At 60.5% G+C, this 16,744-nt stretch carries 19 protein-coding genes; 10 read left to right on the top strand and 9 right to left on the bottom strand.

The features are described from left to right. Positions 1 to 111: 111 nt before the first annotated feature. Both WH91_RS08860 and WH91_RS08855 read right to left on the bottom strand, forming a co-directional pair. Positions 112 to 1,479: a glutamate--cysteine ligase gene (locus WH91_RS08860; protein ID WP_046170647.1), complete on the bottom strand. Its 1,368-nt coding sequence runs from the start codon at positions 1,477 to 1,479 to the stop codon at positions 112 to 114. 72 nt (positions 1,480 to 1,551) lie between these two features. Further along, positions 1,552 to 2,292 carry a 16S rRNA (uracil(1498)-N(3))-methyltransferase gene (locus WH91_RS08855; RefSeq protein ID WP_046170646.1) on the bottom strand — a complete coding sequence of 247 codons (741 nt, stop codon included), beginning with the start codon at positions 2,290 to 2,292 and terminating at the stop codon, positions 1,552 to 1,554. 233 nt (positions 2,293 to 2,525) lie between these two features. Here WH91_RS08855 and ubiA point away from each other — a divergent pair, with 233 nt between their 5' ends. Beyond that, positions 2,526 to 3,473, top strand: coding sequence for a 4-hydroxybenzoate octaprenyltransferase (ubiA, locus tag WH91_RS08850; RefSeq protein WP_046170645.1), 948 nt, complete (start codon positions 2,526 to 2,528; stop codon positions 3,471 to 3,473). Positions 3,474 to 3,754: 281 nt separating this feature from the next. Here the strand turns inward: ubiA and WH91_RS08845 are convergent, their stop codons facing one another. Further along, positions 3,755 to 4,252: a DUF6101 family protein gene (locus WH91_RS08845; protein ID WP_074797323.1), complete on the bottom strand. Its 498-nt coding sequence runs from the start codon at positions 4,250 to 4,252 to the stop codon at positions 3,755 to 3,757. Between the two features lie 284 nt (positions 4,253 to 4,536). Here WH91_RS08845 and WH91_RS08840 point away from each other — a divergent pair, with 284 nt between their 5' ends. Both WH91_RS08840 and WH91_RS08835 read left to right on the top strand, forming a co-directional pair. After that, positions 4,537 to 5,400, top strand: a complete 864-nt coding sequence (locus WH91_RS08840; protein WP_082102077.1) for a 3'(2'),5'-bisphosphate nucleotidase CysQ — start codon at positions 4,537 to 4,539, stop codon at positions 5,398 to 5,400. Beyond that, a complete protein-coding gene (locus WH91_RS08835; RefSeq protein WP_046170643.1) occupies positions 5,393 to 5,635 on the top strand; it encodes a DUF4170 domain-containing protein in 243 nt (80 codons plus the stop codon). The genes WH91_RS08840 and WH91_RS08835 overlap by 8 nt, the downstream gene beginning before the upstream one ends. 197 nt (positions 5,636 to 5,832) lie before the next feature. Here the strand turns inward: WH91_RS08835 and WH91_RS08830 are convergent, their stop codons facing one another. The 4 genes from WH91_RS08830 to WH91_RS08815 are packed head-to-tail and all read right to left on the bottom strand — an operon-like array spanning position 5,833 to position 9,802. Next, positions 5,833 to 6,981, bottom strand: a complete 1,149-nt coding sequence (locus WH91_RS08830; protein WP_143078042.1) for a glycosyltransferase family protein — start codon at positions 6,979 to 6,981, stop codon at positions 5,833 to 5,835. A gap of 2 nt (positions 6,982 to 6,983) precedes the next feature. Beyond that, positions 6,984 to 7,205 (bottom strand): DUF2093 domain-containing protein, encoded by a 222-nt coding sequence (locus tag WH91_RS08825; RefSeq protein ID WP_046170641.1) that lies wholly within the window; start codon positions 7,203 to 7,205, stop codon positions 6,984 to 6,986. A 49-nt stretch (positions 7,206 to 7,254) separates the two neighbouring features. Further along, complete coding sequence (gene xseA / locus WH91_RS08820; protein WP_046170640.1) at positions 7,255 to 8,868, bottom strand: exodeoxyribonuclease VII large subunit; 1,614 nt, start codon at positions 8,866 to 8,868, stop codon at positions 7,255 to 7,257. Between the two features lie 46 nt (positions 8,869 to 8,914). Beyond that, positions 8,915 to 9,802 (bottom strand): LysR family transcriptional regulator, encoded by an 888-nt coding sequence (locus tag WH91_RS08815; RefSeq protein ID WP_046170639.1) that lies wholly within the window; start codon positions 9,800 to 9,802, stop codon positions 8,915 to 8,917. A 153-nt stretch (positions 9,803 to 9,955) separates the two neighbouring features. Here WH91_RS08815 and WH91_RS08810 point away from each other — a divergent pair, with 153 nt between their 5' ends. After that, complete coding sequence (locus tag WH91_RS08810; protein WP_046170638.1) at positions 9,956 to 10,213, top strand: hypothetical protein; 258 nt, start codon at positions 9,956 to 9,958, stop codon at positions 10,211 to 10,213. 164 nt (positions 10,214 to 10,377) lie between these two features. Here WH91_RS08810 and WH91_RS08805 read toward each other — a convergent pair whose 3' ends face one another. Beyond that, positions 10,378 to 10,623 (bottom strand): hypothetical protein, encoded by a 246-nt coding sequence (locus tag WH91_RS08805; protein ID WP_046170856.1) that lies wholly within the window; start codon positions 10,621 to 10,623, stop codon positions 10,378 to 10,380. A gap of 32 nt (positions 10,624 to 10,655) precedes the next feature. Then, positions 10,656 to 11,168: an invasion associated locus B family protein gene (locus WH91_RS08800; protein ID WP_046170637.1), complete on the bottom strand. Its 513-nt coding sequence runs from the start codon at positions 11,166 to 11,168 to the stop codon at positions 10,656 to 10,658. Between the two features lie 324 nt (positions 11,169 to 11,492). Here WH91_RS08800 and coxB point away from each other — a divergent pair, with 324 nt between their 5' ends. The 6 genes from coxB to WH91_RS08770 are packed head-to-tail and all read left to right on the top strand — an operon-like array spanning position 11,493 to position 16,705. Then, positions 11,493 to 12,413, top strand: a complete 921-nt coding sequence (gene coxB / locus WH91_RS08795; protein ID WP_052952698.1) for a cytochrome c oxidase subunit II — start codon at positions 11,493 to 11,495, stop codon at positions 12,411 to 12,413. Between the two features lie 23 nt (positions 12,414 to 12,436). Next, positions 12,437 to 14,131 (top strand): cytochrome c oxidase subunit I, encoded by a 1,695-nt coding sequence (ctaD, locus tag WH91_RS08790; RefSeq protein ID WP_046170635.1) that lies wholly within the window; start codon positions 12,437 to 12,439, stop codon positions 14,129 to 14,131. 57 nt (positions 14,132 to 14,188) lie between these two features. Next, the gene (locus WH91_RS08785) at positions 14,189 to 15,121 is read left to right on the top strand and encodes a heme o synthase (RefSeq protein WP_046170634.1); all 933 of its coding nucleotides are present in this window, start codon (positions 14,189 to 14,191) and stop codon (positions 15,119 to 15,121) included. Next, complete coding sequence (locus WH91_RS08780; RefSeq protein ID WP_046170633.1) at positions 15,121 to 15,303, top strand: hypothetical protein; 183 nt, start codon at positions 15,121 to 15,123, stop codon at positions 15,301 to 15,303. Before WH91_RS08785 ends, WH91_RS08780 begins: the two co-directional genes overlap by 1 nt. Next, entirely contained in the window at positions 15,303 to 15,869 is a 567-nt protein-coding gene (locus tag WH91_RS08775) for a cytochrome c oxidase assembly protein (RefSeq protein ID WP_046170632.1), read from the top strand. Before WH91_RS08780 ends, WH91_RS08775 begins: the two co-directional genes overlap by 1 nt. Before the next feature lie 2 nt (positions 15,870 to 15,871). Continuing rightward, positions 15,872 to 16,705: a cytochrome c oxidase subunit 3 gene (locus WH91_RS08770; RefSeq protein ID WP_046170631.1), complete on the top strand. Its 834-nt coding sequence runs from the start codon at positions 15,872 to 15,874 to the stop codon at positions 16,703 to 16,705. Positions 16,706 to 16,744: the final 39 nt, after the last annotated feature.

Here is a 16,744-nt window from a genome sequence, read left to right as displayed (position 1 = left end):
GCGTCATATTTGCGGATAGCTCAGAACTCCCTCACGGCTCGATGTACAAACTTAGCAAGGGCTAAGTCCTATCTCGCTATCCCTCCCCTCAAGGGAGGAGGTGGCAGAAAGCTACATCTCGGCTTCTTTGAAAATCTGCGTCAAATCCCCGTTCCATTCGCCGCGGAATTTGTCGAGCCAGCGTTCGGCAGGCGATTTGGCAAGGCGGATGGTTTCTTCGAGCGGGGCGAGGTGGATGGTCTCGTCCTTGCCCTGCGCGTTGAGCCGGTTGCGACGCACGAGGCCTGCTTCGGCAATGCCGACGGCCTGTGCCGCAATATCATAGACATTGGAGCGGTCATGCGGCGTGTCGAGGCCCAGCCGGGGCACTTCGCGGCGCATGTGGTCGCGCTCCTCATTGCTCCACGGCTCGATCAACTCGTAGGCCGCTTCGAGCGAGACTTCGTCATACAGCAGGCCGGTCCAGAAAGCTGACAGCGCCGTCACCGACTTTTCGTCGCCCATATCGGCGCCGCGCATTTCGAGGAACTGCTTGAGGCGGACTTCCGGGAAAATCGTCGAGAGGTGATCTTCCCAATCCCTGATAGTGGGTTTTTCGCCTGGCAGCTGCGGCAGTTCGCCCTTGAGAAATTCGCGGAAGCTCTCGCCGGCGACATTGACATACTCGCCATTGCGGATGACGAAATACATCGGCACATCAAGCGCATAGTCGGCATATTGCTCGAAGCCGAAACCTTCGTCGAAGGCGAAAGGCAGCATGCCGGTGCGGGCATCATCGGTATTGAGCCAGATATGGCTGCGGAAGCTGAGGTAGCCCGAGTCACGGCCTTCCGAGAACGGCGAATTGGCAAACAGCGCGGTGGCAACCGGCTGCAGCGCCAACGAAACCCGCAGCTTCTTGACCATGTCGGCTTCGCTCGAAAAATCGAGATTGGTCTGCACGGTGCAGGAGCGGAACATCATGGAGGTGCCGAGCGTGCCGACCTTTTCCATATAGGGCTTCATGATGCCGTAGCGCGACTTGGGCATGGCCGGAATTTGGTCGACCGACCAGATCGGGGTTACGCCGAGGCCGAGGAAGTGAATACCAAGCGGCGCCGCGACCTTCTTGCTGACGCGCATGTGCTCGGCAAGTTCATCAGCGGAGGCGTGCAGGTCGATTTGTGGCGCGCCCGAAAGCTCGAACTGCCCGCCGGGTTCGAGGGAAATGCCACCGATGGTGTCGTTGCGGAGGCCGATCGGGTTTTCGCCGTCGTAAAAGGGCTCCCAGCCGGTCTCGGCCTGAACGCCACCCAGCAGCGCATGGATGCCGTTCGGGCCCTCATATTCCACCGGGCGCAGGGGATTGGTGTGAAACACGTGCTTTTCGTGTTCGGTGCCGATGCGCCACTCACTCTCGGGCTTGGCGCCCTTTGCCATCGCCTCGATCAGGTCGGCCCGCGATTCGATCAGGGGAGAATAAGTGTCGGCGCCGGCCATAAGCAGTCCTCTGACGATGAGGGTTCAATGTGCGCCGGAACATAGCGTTGCGCCCGAACAAAGCAATCAGGTTTATCGCCAATCGCCGATGATGGCTTGAATGACGGCGAGTGCGGCGACGGCTGCGGTATCAGCGCGCAGGATCCGCGGCCCGAGGCTGATTGGGACGACGTAAGGCAGGGCGCGGAGCTTGGCGCGTTCGTCGTCTGAAAAGCCGCCTTCGGGTCCAATCAGCACGCCGACCTTGTGACCTTTGAGGCCCTGCAACGCTTCGACCGGGGAAGAAGACGCTTCGCTTTCATCGGCGAGGATCAGCTTGCGGTCTGCCGGCCATGAATCGAGCAGCTTTTCCAGCGTGATCTCTGGCTCGACCGTCGGGACGCTGAGCACTTCGCACTGTTCGGCGGCCTCGATGGCATTGGCGACGAGGCGCTCGTGCTTGAGCCGACTGACCTGGGTGAAGCGGGTGATCACCGGCTGGATGGTGCCGGCGCCCATTTCGACGGCCTTCTGGATCACATAATCCAAACGTTCGGTCTTGAGGGGGGCGAATCCGTACCAGAGGTCGGAAACCGGGGTCTGCGTAGCGATTTTCTCGATCAAGTCGAGCGTGACTGATTTCTTGGAATCGCTGAAAAGGCGGGTCAGCCAGGCGCCATCGCGGCCGTTGAACAGCACTACCTCATCACCGACAATTTTGCGCAGTACGGCCGCAAGATAGAGCGACTGCTCCTTGGCCAGGGTGAGCTGTGCCCCGGCGGTGAGGTCGGGCGTGACGAACAGGCGAGGCAGGGCTGCGTGGCTACGGGGCATGGGTATTCCAGTTTTGGGCACTATTTTCCACAACCACGGACGGCGCCGCCCCCACCACGGGGAGGGTGGGAGGGGGTGCATGAGCCCCGATATGGAGGCCAAACATCCCCCACCATTGATCCCTCCCCGCAAGGGAGGGTGTGGATTGAGATAATCGCGGTCGATAACAGGTCTACTAGCTGCATGGCGATTAGAGTAGACCTCATGATGAGCCTGTCGAACCACGAGATCGTATGTCCGATACAAATCAGCTACCCGACAATACCCCCGGCGCCGTTGCCGATGCACAATCCGGAAATCTGGTCGATCGCCATGCGCCACCCTGGCTTAAACCCTATGCTCGGCTGGCGCGCTGGGACCGGCCGATCGGTATCTGGCTGCTGTTCTGGCCCTGCATTTGGGGACTTGCGCTGGCGGCAGTCGCCAACCCCGGTCGAGGTTTCGACTGGTGGGCCGGCGTTTTGATGTTCCTTGGCGCGGCCCTGATGCGCGGCGCCGGCTGCACTTTTAATGATATTGTCGACCGCGACATCGACATGCAGGTGGCCCGCACTCGCTCGCGCCCAATTCCCTCGGGCCAGGTCACCACGCGTGAAGCGCTGTATTTCATGATTGCCCAGGCGCTGCTGGCGTCGGTCATCCTGTTCCAGTTCAATCGCTTCACCGTCTGGGCCTGCGTCGCCTCGCTCGTGCTGGTGGCGATTTACCCGTTCATGAAGCGCATCACCTGGTGGCCGCAGGCCTTTTTGGGCCTCGCGTTCTCTTATGGCGCGCTGGTTGGCTGGAGTTCGCAGACTGGCGGTCTCGGTTGGGTGCCGGTGCTGCTTTATGTGGGCACGATCCTCTGGGTCATCGGCTATGACACGCTCTACGCACTGCAGGATATCGAAGACGACGCGCTGATCGGCGTCAAATCCACGGCGCGGCTGTTCGGCAACTATGTGAAGCCGGTGGTCGCCGGACTTTATGCCGGAGCCTTTGTGCTCTGGATGGCAGCGGCACTGATGGTCGGTGCAGGCTTAGTGTTTGCCGTGCTGTCCATGGTGGCCGTTGGCCTGCTGGCCTGGCAAGTGTGGACCATCGACCCAGAGCAGCCGGATAATCCGCGGTCCAGGTTTTATACCAATCATTATGTTGGCGTGGTCCTGGCGCTGGCGTTGCTGGCCGAGTGGGTTTGGTAGCCAAGCGTAATCACACTTGAGGTTCATCCTCCATTTCATCCCACACGCGATGTCATTCCGGCGGAGGCCGAAATCCATCCTGATGCATATGCCCTGCCGCCAAATGGTTATGCGATAGACCTTGCGGCGGTTGCGCGATCTCGAGATGGATCCCGGCCTGCGCCGGGATGACATCGTGGGTGGGCGAGTTAACGCCTTGAAACAATCCTCCCCAAAAACGCCAAAAGGGCTGACCGCACCACCGGTCAACCCTTTCAACGTGCTTTGGAGGAGCAGTAAACTTATGCGTCGGGCTGGGTACCCGGCTTGCGGCGGTTGAGGAAGCGGGGGCGGCGACCTGCTTCGGCCACCAGCTTGCGGCGGCTCTGCGAATTGCCGACCATCACGCCATCGACCTGCTGGCTGTAAGGCATGTAAGCGCCATCGCCGGCTTTGATGAACAGCGGCAGGCGAAGCTTCTTGCCCCAGTTCTGCCATTCCGCGACCACGTTGTGATTGCCCTCTTCCTCGAACACGCGATAATTCAGCTCGCCGTCGGAGTGGACCAGCTCGATCGAGCTGGTGAGCACGCCTTCGTCGGAGATCCGGGTCGCAACGGCGACGCCGATGAATTCTGTAACCGGTACCTTGACCTTGATTGCCACACCGCTCTGCTCGAGCATGCGGCGAACCGTGACGGTCTTGACTGGGTCTCTCGGGCCATTGTCGTTCGCGGCGACAAACCTGCGGTCTGTCAAAGCCGGACGGCCAAAAGCAAGAACGACAGAGGTCCCTTCCATCGAAACACCATGAACCATATGAATTCGCCTTCCTGTCAACTTCGAGAGCTGGTTTTTGGTGCTCTCTTTATGGCCCCAACATAGCGCGTCCCCTTACCCGCCACCTTAATCCGTTCGGTTAAATTTATGTTGTTTTCCCGGAGGGTTAGCAGGGTCTTGCACCCTGTAGGGACCGGTTAACCCCACTGGGTGCGACGCTGTTAACCGTGCCATGGCCGCACGCCCGGTCACGCCTTCCGGCGTCCCTCTTGCCCAACACCGGCGCCAAGCCTAAAAGGCCCGCGATGCCTGCACCTGCAACCACTTACAGCGACGACCTTGAACTGCTCCGCTCCTCGGCGGTATCAGCCGGTATCATCGCGTCCAGCTTCTTTCGCCGCCCGGTCAAAAGCTGGGACAAGGAGAATTCCTCGCCGGTCAGCGAGGCCGATATTCTGGTAGACCGCTATCTGGCCAATGCCCTGCTGCAGGCGCGGCCCGATTATGGCTGGCTGAGCGAAGAGACCGCCGACAATCCCAGCCGGCTCGATTGTGAACGCGTCTTTATCGTCGATCCGATTGACGGCACGGGCGGTTTCCTGCGCGGCGAGGATAGCTGGACGGTCTCATTGGCAGTCGTCGAAAATGGCGTTCCGGTCGCTGGCGTTGTCTACGCTCCGGTACGCGACGAAATGTATGACGCGGTAAAGGGGGAGGGCGCGCGGCTCAACGGTCGCGAAATCCAGCGCAGTCGTCGCGCCGGTGCGGCGCCGATCATCCCGGCCGCGGGTGCCGTGCATCAGGAAATGCAGGCGGCCGGCCTCCAATATACGCGCGGTCCTTATTATCCCTCGTTGGCCTATCGGCTGGTGCAGGTGGCGACCGGCACGATCGATGCCGTAGCAACCCGACGCGGCAGCCAGGATTGGGATATTGCGGCCGCCACGCTGATCCTCGACGAATGCGGCATCCATATTGCCGATGTCTGTGCCGGGTTCCCGCAATTCAACAGACGAGATGTGCGCCATGGGGCGCTTGCGGCGCTCAGCGATATGAGCCTAAAACCCCTCGTTCACGCGGCGCTGATCAAGGTTTACGGGTGCCCTTCGCCCGAAAGCGGCGACGCTGACCTGTCTTCTTCAACTCACACGGACCTGACCCATGGCTAACCAGACACCCGACAAGCAGTTGTTGCATCTCGTGATCGGCGGCGAACTATCCAGCCTTGAGGGCGTGACCTTTGCCGATCTCGACAAGGTCGACATTGTTGGGCTCTACCCGAACTATGCCGCTGCCTATTCGGTATGGAAGCAAAAGGCGCAGATGACCGTCGACAGCGCCCAGACACGCTACTTCATCGTGCATCTGCATCGCTTGTTCGAGCCTGAAACTCACAAGGCATAAATTGCTGCCATCGGGGCCAAACAACCCCCACCCGACCCCTTCGGGGCCGCCCTCCCCACATGGGGAGGGATTAGGAAGAGCGCGGACTTTAGACGTAGCGCCTCCCTCCCCTGAATGGGAAGGGAATGAGGGTGGGGTGATGAGAGCCACGGACCCGTCAGTAAAGGCCTCTCGGTGAACGGTGCAGAACGACCGCCCTAACTCACCAGCGCATCCACGATCGCCAACATCGCCCCCGGGCCTCCAATGCGTTGGCGGCCGATGTTGGCGAGGCGACGACGTTCTTCGTCATCGCCCAGCAAATTCGCCAGCGCCGCGCCGATGGCTGGCGCTTCCGGGGGCACTACGGTGCGGGCCTCGCCGAACAGCATCTGTTCATCAGTGAAACGTGAGCGGCGGTCGCGTCGATTGATGAAGGTGATGGCGGGCTTGCCCATGCCGAGCGACTGCACAGTCGCCGTGCCGGCTTGCGACATGACCAGATTCGACGTCGCCAGCAGATTGCCCATGGCGGAACCCCTCGCCATGTGGATGGTCAAATCGCCATCCGATAGTTCGCCCAGATCCTCCGGTTCGGCACTGAGCATGGATGTGCGCTTGAGGCCGGTTTTTTTCGCCAGTTCATCCACGTTTACGCTGCCGGCGACGGCCAGAAACACATCCGGGCGCAAGTCGGCTGGCAGGCTGCGCAGGGCATTCACCTGCAGTTCGAAGCTTTCGGCGGTCAGCTCACGGCTGCCGGGTAGCAGCGTGACGGCCTTGGCCTTGTTGCGGCGGGCCCCGGCGTCATAGTGGCCATAGGGAATGGTATCCATCATCACATTGCCGGCCGAACGGGCGTCGATGCCGAGATGCTCGAGGGTGCGCGCCAGATTGTCGGCGCGGCAGAACACGGTCGTACAGGCGCGCTTGATGGCCCAGCGCTCGATGCTGGAATAGAGCCGAGCCGAGCCGGTCTTGTAGACATCGATGTAATACAGCCCGCGATGCCCGGTAGCATAGGCGGCCAGCACGCCGACCATATCGCCGATCACGATCACGCGGTCATACTTGCCGCGGATTTTGCGCAGGTATTTCAGGGCCGGTGGCACGGTGGCAAGGCCGCCGGTGGCGATGTCGCGACGCAGCGAGCCCTTGACGTTGCGCCAGCCTTCGGAGGCCAGAGTAGCCCGCGGTCCGACGATGGGGCAGACGCCGGCATAGGCATTGCCGGAGCCGATCATCGGATAAGCATCGACCTCGATGCTTTTGGGCAGGCTGTTGACGATGGCGGCGGCAATGCCGTCCTCGCCATGGCCATTGGAGATGAAAAGATACCGGTTTCGGCCCGACGCTTCGGCCCCCACCATCAGACTCCGCGGCCGAAACGCTCGAAGGCGCTATGGGCCGCTACGGCATCGGCATAAGGCTCTTGCCGATCGACGCTCCAATAGAACAGTTCATCGAGCGGTATGGGTTTCTGCGTAATGGCACAGCGCACGAATGTGCCGGGCTTGAGCACGACATAGTCGCCGTCGAGATAGCGGATTACCGCCTCGGTGGGCGAAAAGCCCTTGTCGAAGATGTTCATGCCGATCTTCCTTCGCCGTTTGATCCGATATAGCGATCAATATCGCCGATCAAAAGAGACTTTCCTGACTGTCGCTGTCCACTTGTGGACGTGGTTTCTTCTTTATGGCCGGGCCGCCGGCAATAGTGGCGCCCACGTCGCCATCGGCGAACTCGATGTCGACCGTATCACCCGGGCTGAGACCCGCCCGCTGATGCACCAGATTGCCCTCGGCATCCTTGACTACGGCGTAGCCGCGCGCCAGCACGCTGCGATAGCTTAGCGAAACCAGCAGCTTGCCTGATTGGGTCAGCGCAGCGCGGCGCTGACCGAGATTTTGGACAAACCCCGCCAGCAAACGCGCCGTGAGCGGGGTCAACTGGCTCTGAGAGTGACGCAGTTCTGCCTTCAGTGCATTCGGCGCCAGCTTGGGGCCGATGGCGTCGAACAAGGCGCGCTTGCGCTCGACCAGCCGCCCGGCTGCTGCAGCAAGGCGTTCCGCGCGCGGATCATAGGTCAGCCGCGCGCGGTCCACCGTCTTGCTCAGGCCCGCATCGGCGCGCAGCGTCAGGTTGCGCAGGCGCTCGGCGGCTTCCTGGCGCTGGCCGACTAGTACGCGCGTATTGAGCTTGGTCTCGACACGCGAGAACGCCACGCGACGGTCCTGCACCGAATGGCGCAGGCAGGAAAACAGATTGCTCGCGGCGTGATCAAGCCGCTGGCGTTGGGTCGCGACCAGATCTGCCGGGCGGGGCAGGCCGGCTGCGGCAGCGCGATAACGGTCGCGAGCGCTGCCGGTCATGCGGCGGGCGGCCTGGCGCTGGCGTGAGCCGAGGTCGTCGACATATCCGATCAACTCTGCGCGAACTGGCACGGCTGCCTCGGCGGCAGCAGTGGGTGTCGGCGCGCGCATGTCGGAGGCATAGTCGATCAGCGTCGTATCGGTTTCGTGCCCGACGGCGGAGATGATGGGGATGCCGCTTTCGGCGACGGCGCGCACCATGGCTTCTTCGTTGAAGCCCCAAAGGTCTTCGATCGAACCGCCGCCGCGGGCAACAATAAGAATGTCCGGTCGCGGTATCGGGCCGTCCGGCAGCATGGCGTTGAAGCCTTGGATGGCATTGACCACTTCGGAGGCGCAGGTATCGCCCTGCACGCGCACCGGCCACACCAGCACTTGACTGGGAAAGCGGTCGGCGAGACGATGCAGTATGTCGCGGATCACCGCGCCGGTGGGCGAGGTGATGACGCCAATAACCCGCGGCAGATAGGGCAGGGCGCGCTTGCGGTCGCGCTCGAACAGACCTTCGGCCTGAAGCTTGCGGCGACGCTCTTCCAGCAGTGCCATCAAGGCGCCAGCGCCGGCCGGCTCGATATTGTCGATGACAATCTGATATTTTGACGAGCGCGGGAAAGTGGTCATTCGCCCGGTGGCGATGACTTCGAGGCCTTCTTCCGGCTTGAAGGTCAGCTTGGCGAAATTGCCCTTCCACACCACGGCGTCGATCGAGGCGTTTTCATCCTTGAGCGTGAAATAGGCGTGGCCTGATGAATGCTGGCCCCGATAGCCAGAGATCTCGCCGCGCACGCGCACATGACCGAACTCGTCCTCTACAGTGCGTTTGACCGCCTGCGCGATCTCGCTAACGGTAAATTCGGCGGCGTTGGTCAGGGCTTCGGCCATGTCCTGTGGTGCGAGATTTGACGGGTGAGGTCAAGAGGCGGCGCCACTACTCCGCCGCTTCTGCCGCCTTGGGCACGTCGAGATTGCTCATCGACTGCACGATGTGGTTGGCCAGAGCATCATAGATGCCGCCGTAAGCGTGGCTGGCGCGCATCAGGGCGATCTGGGCGTCGGCCAGGCGGGGCAGGCCGAACTCGTCGTTGACCACGCGCATGCCCGGCTGCATGGCGCTTTCCGGCAGGAAGCCGACCGCCAGGTCAGACAATACGGCGCTGGAAATGGCGGTGGCATTGGAGGAGGTGTAGGCGACGCGATACTCCTTGCCGCTCCGATCCAGTGCGTCCATCGCATCCTTGCGCCAGATGCAATATTGCGGCCCGCAGGCAATGGCGATCGGCTCGCTTGCGAGGGCACGCCCGCCATGGCTGGCCACCCAGAACATCTTCTCGGTACGGAACAGTTCGCCGTAATTCTGCTCGGTGCCCTGCGTGAAGACGATCAAGTCGTAGCGGCCGGCGCGCATCCCTTCGAGCAGGTGCTCGGACGCCATGCAGGAGACGTCGACGGCGATCTTGGGATGGGTGCGCTGGAAGCTGGACAGGATCACCGGCAAAAGCCGAACGGCATAGTCATCCGGAACGCCAAAGCGGATCGAACCCGCCAGATCGCCTTCCGAGAAATGGTCGAGAATTTCCGCATTGGTACGCAGCATCTTGCGCGCCCGCTCATAGACAGCGTTGCCATGCATCGTTAGCGTTACTCCCCGGCCATCGCGCATCAGCAGCGTCTGGCCAAGCCGTTCTTCCAGCCGCTTGATCTGCATCGAGACTGCCGACTGGGTCTTGTTCACGCGACGTGCCGCTTCGGTGAAGCTGCCGCAATCGGCAATGGCACAGAAACTTTGCAGCTGGTCGAGATCAAGCGGTGCGGCCATTTCAAAATACCATCACTCAAATTGATAGATCGGATGAAATCTATTTGTTGGACGAATAGAAGTCCAGAGCGCTATCTCATCAACATTGGCGCAGGAAACCTTCGCCGAACCCCGCCGGCTCCTCCGGCACAACAATATGTCTGGAAAACCATCATGGCTCTCTCGCTTCCTGGCGAGCGGACCCTTGCGGCCGCCACGCCCCTCAATCCGTTTGCCGCTTTCACGCGCTGGATCGTCAAGGCACAGGCCGCTCGAACCCGTCGGGTAGCATTGTCAGCCCTGCTTGAACTCGATCATGCCGGTCTCGATGACCTTGGTATCTCGCTCGACGATGTCGTTGCCGCCATTGCGGCACCTGTGCAGGGCGGTCGCCTGTTGAATACTGCCCGCGCCCGTCGCGCTCGCGGCTGACTATATTAGACGAATTGCATCGGCCAGTCCTCTGGCCAATGCCATCATGTTGGTGCCGACACTTTTACGAGCGTTTGTGCCTTCTCCGGACCGGTTTTGCCACCGGTCCCGTTTCCTGATGACTTACCGGACCAGTGCCTTGGCGCTTGTCCGGTTTTTTTATGTCAGGTGAATTGCACGCCGATATCGGTAGCCGTCTTATGGGCAACGACGCATTCGAAGGTGCGCCCGTCATCCATCACCAACTGAAACGCGTCCGGCAGGCCGATAACACTGGTCAGGCGCAGCAGGGCGCCGTGGTCCGACAGGTTGCGAACCACGCAGGCCGTCGTCGAATAGCCCTCATTGGTGGCAATGCGCGCACCTTTGAGAGTACGTTTGCGGATCTCGCCGCGTCGTTCCTGATCCATCACCGAAACCATATTTTAAGGATGTTGCGGAACTACGGAAGTTGCGCAAAGCCCTCTTCAAAGCCTTTGAGCGATACGGGTATGCCAATGCCTTCTTCCGGTGTCTTGAACACGACAAAGATGGCACTTTCGCCCTTGGACAACGTGTCGATCAGGCTATCGTCAAGCACGACTTCGGCAACGCAGCCATTGGGCAGGCAGCGCACGAAGGCGACGCGGCCCATGTCCTTGCCATCGACATTGAGACCGAGGCCATTGGGCAGCAGCACGCCAAGCGGCGCCAGCACACGCAGCAGGCGCGCCTCACGATCAGCGGTACGCAGCACGATCACTGAGAGGCCAACATTAGGCTGATCTTCGGCCATGACATTCTGGATGATAGCGCATTGCTCAAAACTGGCGCCAGGCGGTGTGTCGCAACTCATTTGCCAGTCGCCATACTCGGCGCGGACGACGCCTTGGCCAAAGCTGGCGCCGGTCGCCGCCGCGGCGACCAATACGGCAAGGCCCAAACCGGCCAGGCGACGCTTCACAATTGCCTTCACTCTATCACTTCTCCAGACGAATCGCCCGCTCACGCAAGCTCTTGTGTGTTTCCGACAGGCTAGTGGGCAAGTCAACCAAGGCCCGGAAATGCTAGGAATATGCCGTATAAACTGCGGCGAGTGTGAGGCATCGGTTTCGATTGGCCGCACAATTTGACGCAGCGCCAGCGCTTAGGCCGCCATGGACTCGGACTCTGCGATATGATTTAGGTCAGGTCAGAGTTTTGCGCTCCGAGGTTGAGTAGGGGCGGCGTTGTCTATGCCGCTGTTTTCGTCCCTCAATCCCGGTGTGGATGCACCAATTGAAGTCGATAGGGGATTTAGGTGACCGGGCTATTCTTGAAAATGGGCGCTCTTTCAGCAGCCGCAATGGCGCTGGCCCCAGTTCTTGCCGCGGCGCAGGAAGAAGCCGGCTCCACGGCCGGCCATCCGCTCCCAGGCCAGTTTCATCTGCAGCGTTCCGTGACCCCGATCATGGACTCCATCACGGCCTTCCATGATGGCATCCTGATGTGGTCGATCTCGCTGATCGTGGCCTTGGTGCTCGGCCTGCTGGTGTGGATCATGATCCGCTACAATGCCAAACGGAACCCGGTGCCGGCTGCATTCACCCATAATACGCTGGTCGAGATCGCCTGGACGGTCCTGCCGATCGTCGTGCTGATCGTAATCGCCATCCCGTCATTCGGCGTGCTGAGCGACCAGCTGACGACGCCCGATGGCGAGCGCAAGTATCTTGGCTCCAACATATTCTCGTTCGGCGAAGTCGAAGTGCCCGCGCCCGAACTGACCATCAAGGCTACCGGCCAGCAGTGGTACTGGGACTATGAATACGTCGATCAGGGCCTCGCTCTGACGTCGATCATGATGGACGAGCCGACCCGCACCGCCGCCAAGCCGAACCAGCCGCGCCTTCTGGCCGTCGATAACGAACTGGTGGTTCCGGTCGATACGACGGTGCGCGTTCAGGTTACCGCCGATCCGATGGGCGTGATCCACGCCTTTGCCGTGCCGTCCTTCGGCATCAAGATCGACGCGGTGCCTGGCCGTCTCAACGAAACCTGGTTCAACGCCCGCGAAACTGGCATTTTCTATGGTCAGTGTTCGGAGCTTTGCGGCAAGGACCATGCCTTCATGCCGATCGCCGTTCGCGTCGTCACCAAGGATGAATTCACCGCTTATCTGGCAGCGTTCGAAGGTGGCGATTACGCCGCTGCCAACGCCACGCTTGCAGCTGTGCAGTAAGAACACGGGTCAGGGGAAAACTTATGGCTGACACTACCGCCCACCTCGAAGCCCACGCGACCGGCCACGATGCGGCCTCGCACCACACGCCCACCGGCTGGCGCCGCTGGGTCTATTCGACCAACCACAAAGACATCGGTCTGATGTATTTGTACTTCGCGATCTTCACGGGCATCATCGGTGGCCTGCTGTCCGGCGTGATGCGCATGGAATTGCAGGAACCCGGTATCCAGATTTTCCACGGCCTCGCCGCCATGGTTTATGGTGTCGAGGGCGATGCCGCACTCGACGCCGGCAAGCACATGTACAATGTATTCACCACTGCCCACGCGCTGATAATGGTGTTCTTCGTGGTCATGCCGGCGACCATGGGTGGCTTTGCCAACTATTTCGCGCCGCTGATGATCGGCGCGCCCGATACGGCTTTCCCGCGTATCAACAACATTGCCTTCTGGCTGCTGCCACCGGCATTTATCCTGCTGCTGATGTCGCTGTTCTTTGAAGGCACTGGCCCGGGCGCTATGGGCTTTGGTGGCGGCTGGACGATTTATCCGCCGCTATCGACCACCGGTCACCCTGGGCCGGCCATGGATTTCGCCATCCTGTCGCTGCACGTTGCAGGCGTCAGCTCGATCCTTGGCTCCATCAACCTGATCACCACAATTTTCAACATGCGCGCTCCCGGCATGACGCTGCACAAGATGCCGCTGTTCGCTTGGTCCGTGCTGGTGACTGCATTCCTGCTGCTGCTGGCCCTGCCAGTGCTGGCCGGTGCCATCACCATGTTGCTCACCGACCGTAATTTCGGCACAGCCTTCTTCAAGCCCGCCGAGGGTGGCGATCCGATCCTGTTCCAGCATCTGTTCTGGTTCTTCGGTCACCCCGAAGTGTACATCATGATCCTGCCGGGCTTCGGCATCATCAGCCACATCGTCTCGACCTTCAGCCGCAAGCCGATCTTTGGCTACATGGCGATGGCCTATGCCATGGTTGCAATCGGTTTCGTCGGCTTCGTGGTGTGGGCTCACCATATGTACACGACTGGTCTCAGTCTCGACGTGCAGCGCTACTTCGTGGCCGCCACCATGGTCATCGCGGTGCCTACGGGCGTCAAGATATTCTCGTGGATCGCCACGATGTGGGGCGGCTCGATCAGCTTCAAGTCCCCCATGCTCTGGGCTATCGGCTTCATCTTCCTGTTCACCGTCGGCGGTGTGACGGGCGTGGTGCTGGCCAATGCCGGCGCCGACCGTGCCCTGCACGACACCTACTATGTGGTTGCCCACTTTCACTACGTGCTGTCGCTGGGTGCCGTGTTCTCGATCTTTGCGGGCTGGTACTACTGGTACCCCAAGATGTTCGGCTACATGTACAACGAGACGCTGGCCAAGGCGCACTTCTGGATCATGTTCGTCGGCGTGAACCTGATTTTCTTCCCGCAGCATTTTCTCGGCCTTGCCGGCATGCCGCGTCGTTACATCGACTATCCGGATGCGTTTGGCTTCTTCAACCGCATCTCCTCGATCGGCTACTACATCACCTTCGTTGCCATGGCGATTTTCTTCTATGCAACGTGGGAAGCCTTCAAGAAGAAGCGTCCGGCCGGTGACAACCCTTGGGGTGATGGCGCAACGACACTGGAATGGACCCTGTCCAGCCCGCCGCCGTTCCACCAGTTCACCACCCTGCCGCGCATCGAATCGACCAACGCGCACTAAGCAAGCAATCCGGGCCGCGTTCGCGCGGCCCAACCCTAAATCGACGAAGGCAAGCCCGTGGCTCTGATCGACGACAGCAGGAACCTATCCGGCATGACCGGCGAAGCAGGCGTGGGGGATTACCTCGCGCTGCTGAAGCCGACCGTCATGCAACTGGTGGTGTTCACTGGCTTTGTCGGTCTCGTCGTGGCGCCAGGCGGGATCAATCCGTTCATCGCCATCATCGCAGTTGCCTGCATTGCAATCGGCGCTGGCGGCTCGGCGGCGCTCAACATGTGGTACGATAGCGATATCGACGCCATCATGAGCCGCACCCAGAACCGTCCTATCCCAGCGGGTCGGATGACCCGCGAGGAAGCCCTGGTCTTCGGCATGGTGCTTTCGATATTTTCCGTTGCCCTGCTTGGTCTGGCGACCAATTGGGTCGCTGCGGGCTGGCTCGCCTTCACTATTTTCTTCTACGTCGTCATCTATACGATGTGGCTCAAGCGCCTGACGCCGCAGAATATCGTCATCGGCGGCGCTGCCGGTGCTTTCCCCCCCATCGTCGGGTGGGCTGCCGTCACCGGCACGGTCTCCTATGAAAGCATCGTGCTGTTCCTGATAATCTTCCTGTGGACCCCGCCGCATTTCTGGGCGTTGGCGCTCTACAAACAGTCCGATTACGGCGCGGCAGGCGTGCCGATGATGCCCAACGTGGTCGGTGAGAAATCCACCAAGATCCAGATCTTCGTCTACACGCTGATCCTCGCGGCGGCCGCCATGCTGCCGACCTTCTTTGGCTTTGCTGGCTGGGTCTATGGAACTGTGGCCGTAGTCACCGGCTTCTGTTTCAGCTATCTCGCCTGGCGCCTGATGGTGACGCACGAAGACGTGCCGATGCGCAAGGCTGCCCGCACACTGTTCAATTATTCGCTCAGCTACCTGTTCATCGTGTTCTTTGCGTTCATGACCGACAACATGCTGACCCGCTTGGGGACTTTCAGCTGATGAGCTCACCGTACGAAATTCGCGCCGTCGAAGCCGATACGCCCGAAGTGGCTGCTGCCAAGGCTCGTGTGCGTCGTCGTCGCTCGATTGCGCTGGCCATCGCGCTGGCGCTGTTCGCCATCACCTTTTACACGCTGACCATCGTCAAGATGGGTCCGGCGCTATTTGATCGGGCGCTCTGATGGCAGACCTGCACCATTCAGGCATCGATCCTGTCATGGCCAGGCGCAACAAGCGCGTCGCTATGTCTGGACTATTTATCGCTGCCAGCATGGTCGGCCTCGCCTACGCCTCGGTACCGCTCTACAATATCTTCTGCCAGGTAACCGGCTTCGGCGGCACGCCCGGCCAAGCGACCGACAATCCCAAGGGGATCATCGACCGCGAGATGACCGTGCGGTTCGATTCCAATGTGGCCAATGATCTGGCCTGGAACGTCACGGCCGCGCCGCACATCACCGACCAGATCGGCGCCGTCGATACGGTGAACTATGTAGCGACCAATACCTCGGACAAGGCGATAACCGGCATGGCCGTGTTCAACGTTTCGCCCGAGCGGGCAGGCGTCTATTTCAACAAGATCGAATGCTTCTGCTTCACCGAGCAGACGCTGCAGCCAGGCGAAACCGTGGACATGCCTATCGTGTTCTTCATCGATCCCGAGCTCGACGATAATCAAGAGCTCGACACCATCAAAGAGATTACACTCTCTTATACCTTCTACGCTTCAGACAACGAGGGAAGCTGAGCATGGCCGATCTAGCCAAGAACCATGACTATCACATGGTCGAACCGAGCCCGTGGCCGTTCGTCATGTCGGTCTCTGTCCTCATCATGGCCATGGGCGGCATCTTCTGGATGCACCACTGGACGCCATTCGTGTTCTTCATCGGCCTCGCAGGCGTGCTGTACACCATGTACGCATGGTGGAGCGACGTGGTGAAGGAAGCCAATTCGGGCTTCCACACACCCGTCGTCCAGATGCATCACCGCTACGGCATGATGCTGTTCATTGCCTCCGAAATCATGGTATTTTTCGGCTTCTTCTGGGCCTATTTCGACGGCTTCTTCCGCCTTGATGACGTTCAACAATATGCTCGAGTTGCCGCCACCGGCGGCATCTGGCCGCCGACTGGCGTCGAACTGTTCGACCCGTTCCACCTGCCGCTGTTCAATACGCTGCTGCTGCTGACCTCGGGCACCACGGTGACCTGGGCGCATCACGCGCTGCTCGAGAACGACCGCGATGGCCTGAAGTGGGGCCTGGTCCTCACCGTGTTGCTCGGCGCCGTATTTACCGCCGTCCAGATGCTGGAATACAGCGAGGCTGCATTCAGCTTCTCCGGAAATATGTATGGCGCCACGTTCTTCATGGCGACGGGACTTCACGGCTTCCACGTCTTCATCGGTACCGTGTTCCTGTTGGTTTGCCTCGTCCGCGCCATGCGCGGCGACTTTACCCCCGAACGTCACATCGGCTTCGAATTTGCCGCTTGGTACTGGCACTTCGTGGACGTGGTCTGGCTGTTCCTGTTTGCCTCCATCTATGTGTGGGGCAGCTGGGGCGTGGCAATCCAACACTAATTCAACGGAAAATAACTTCGACGGGGCGCAGCGGCAAGC

The organism is Devosia psychrophila, from assembly GCF_000971275.1.
GTDB lineage: Bacteria > Pseudomonadota > Alphaproteobacteria > Rhizobiales > Devosiaceae > Devosia > Devosia psychrophila.
The sequence above is the reverse complement of the archived record's forward strand: the minus strand, read 5'-3'. Positions and strand labels throughout refer to the sequence as shown.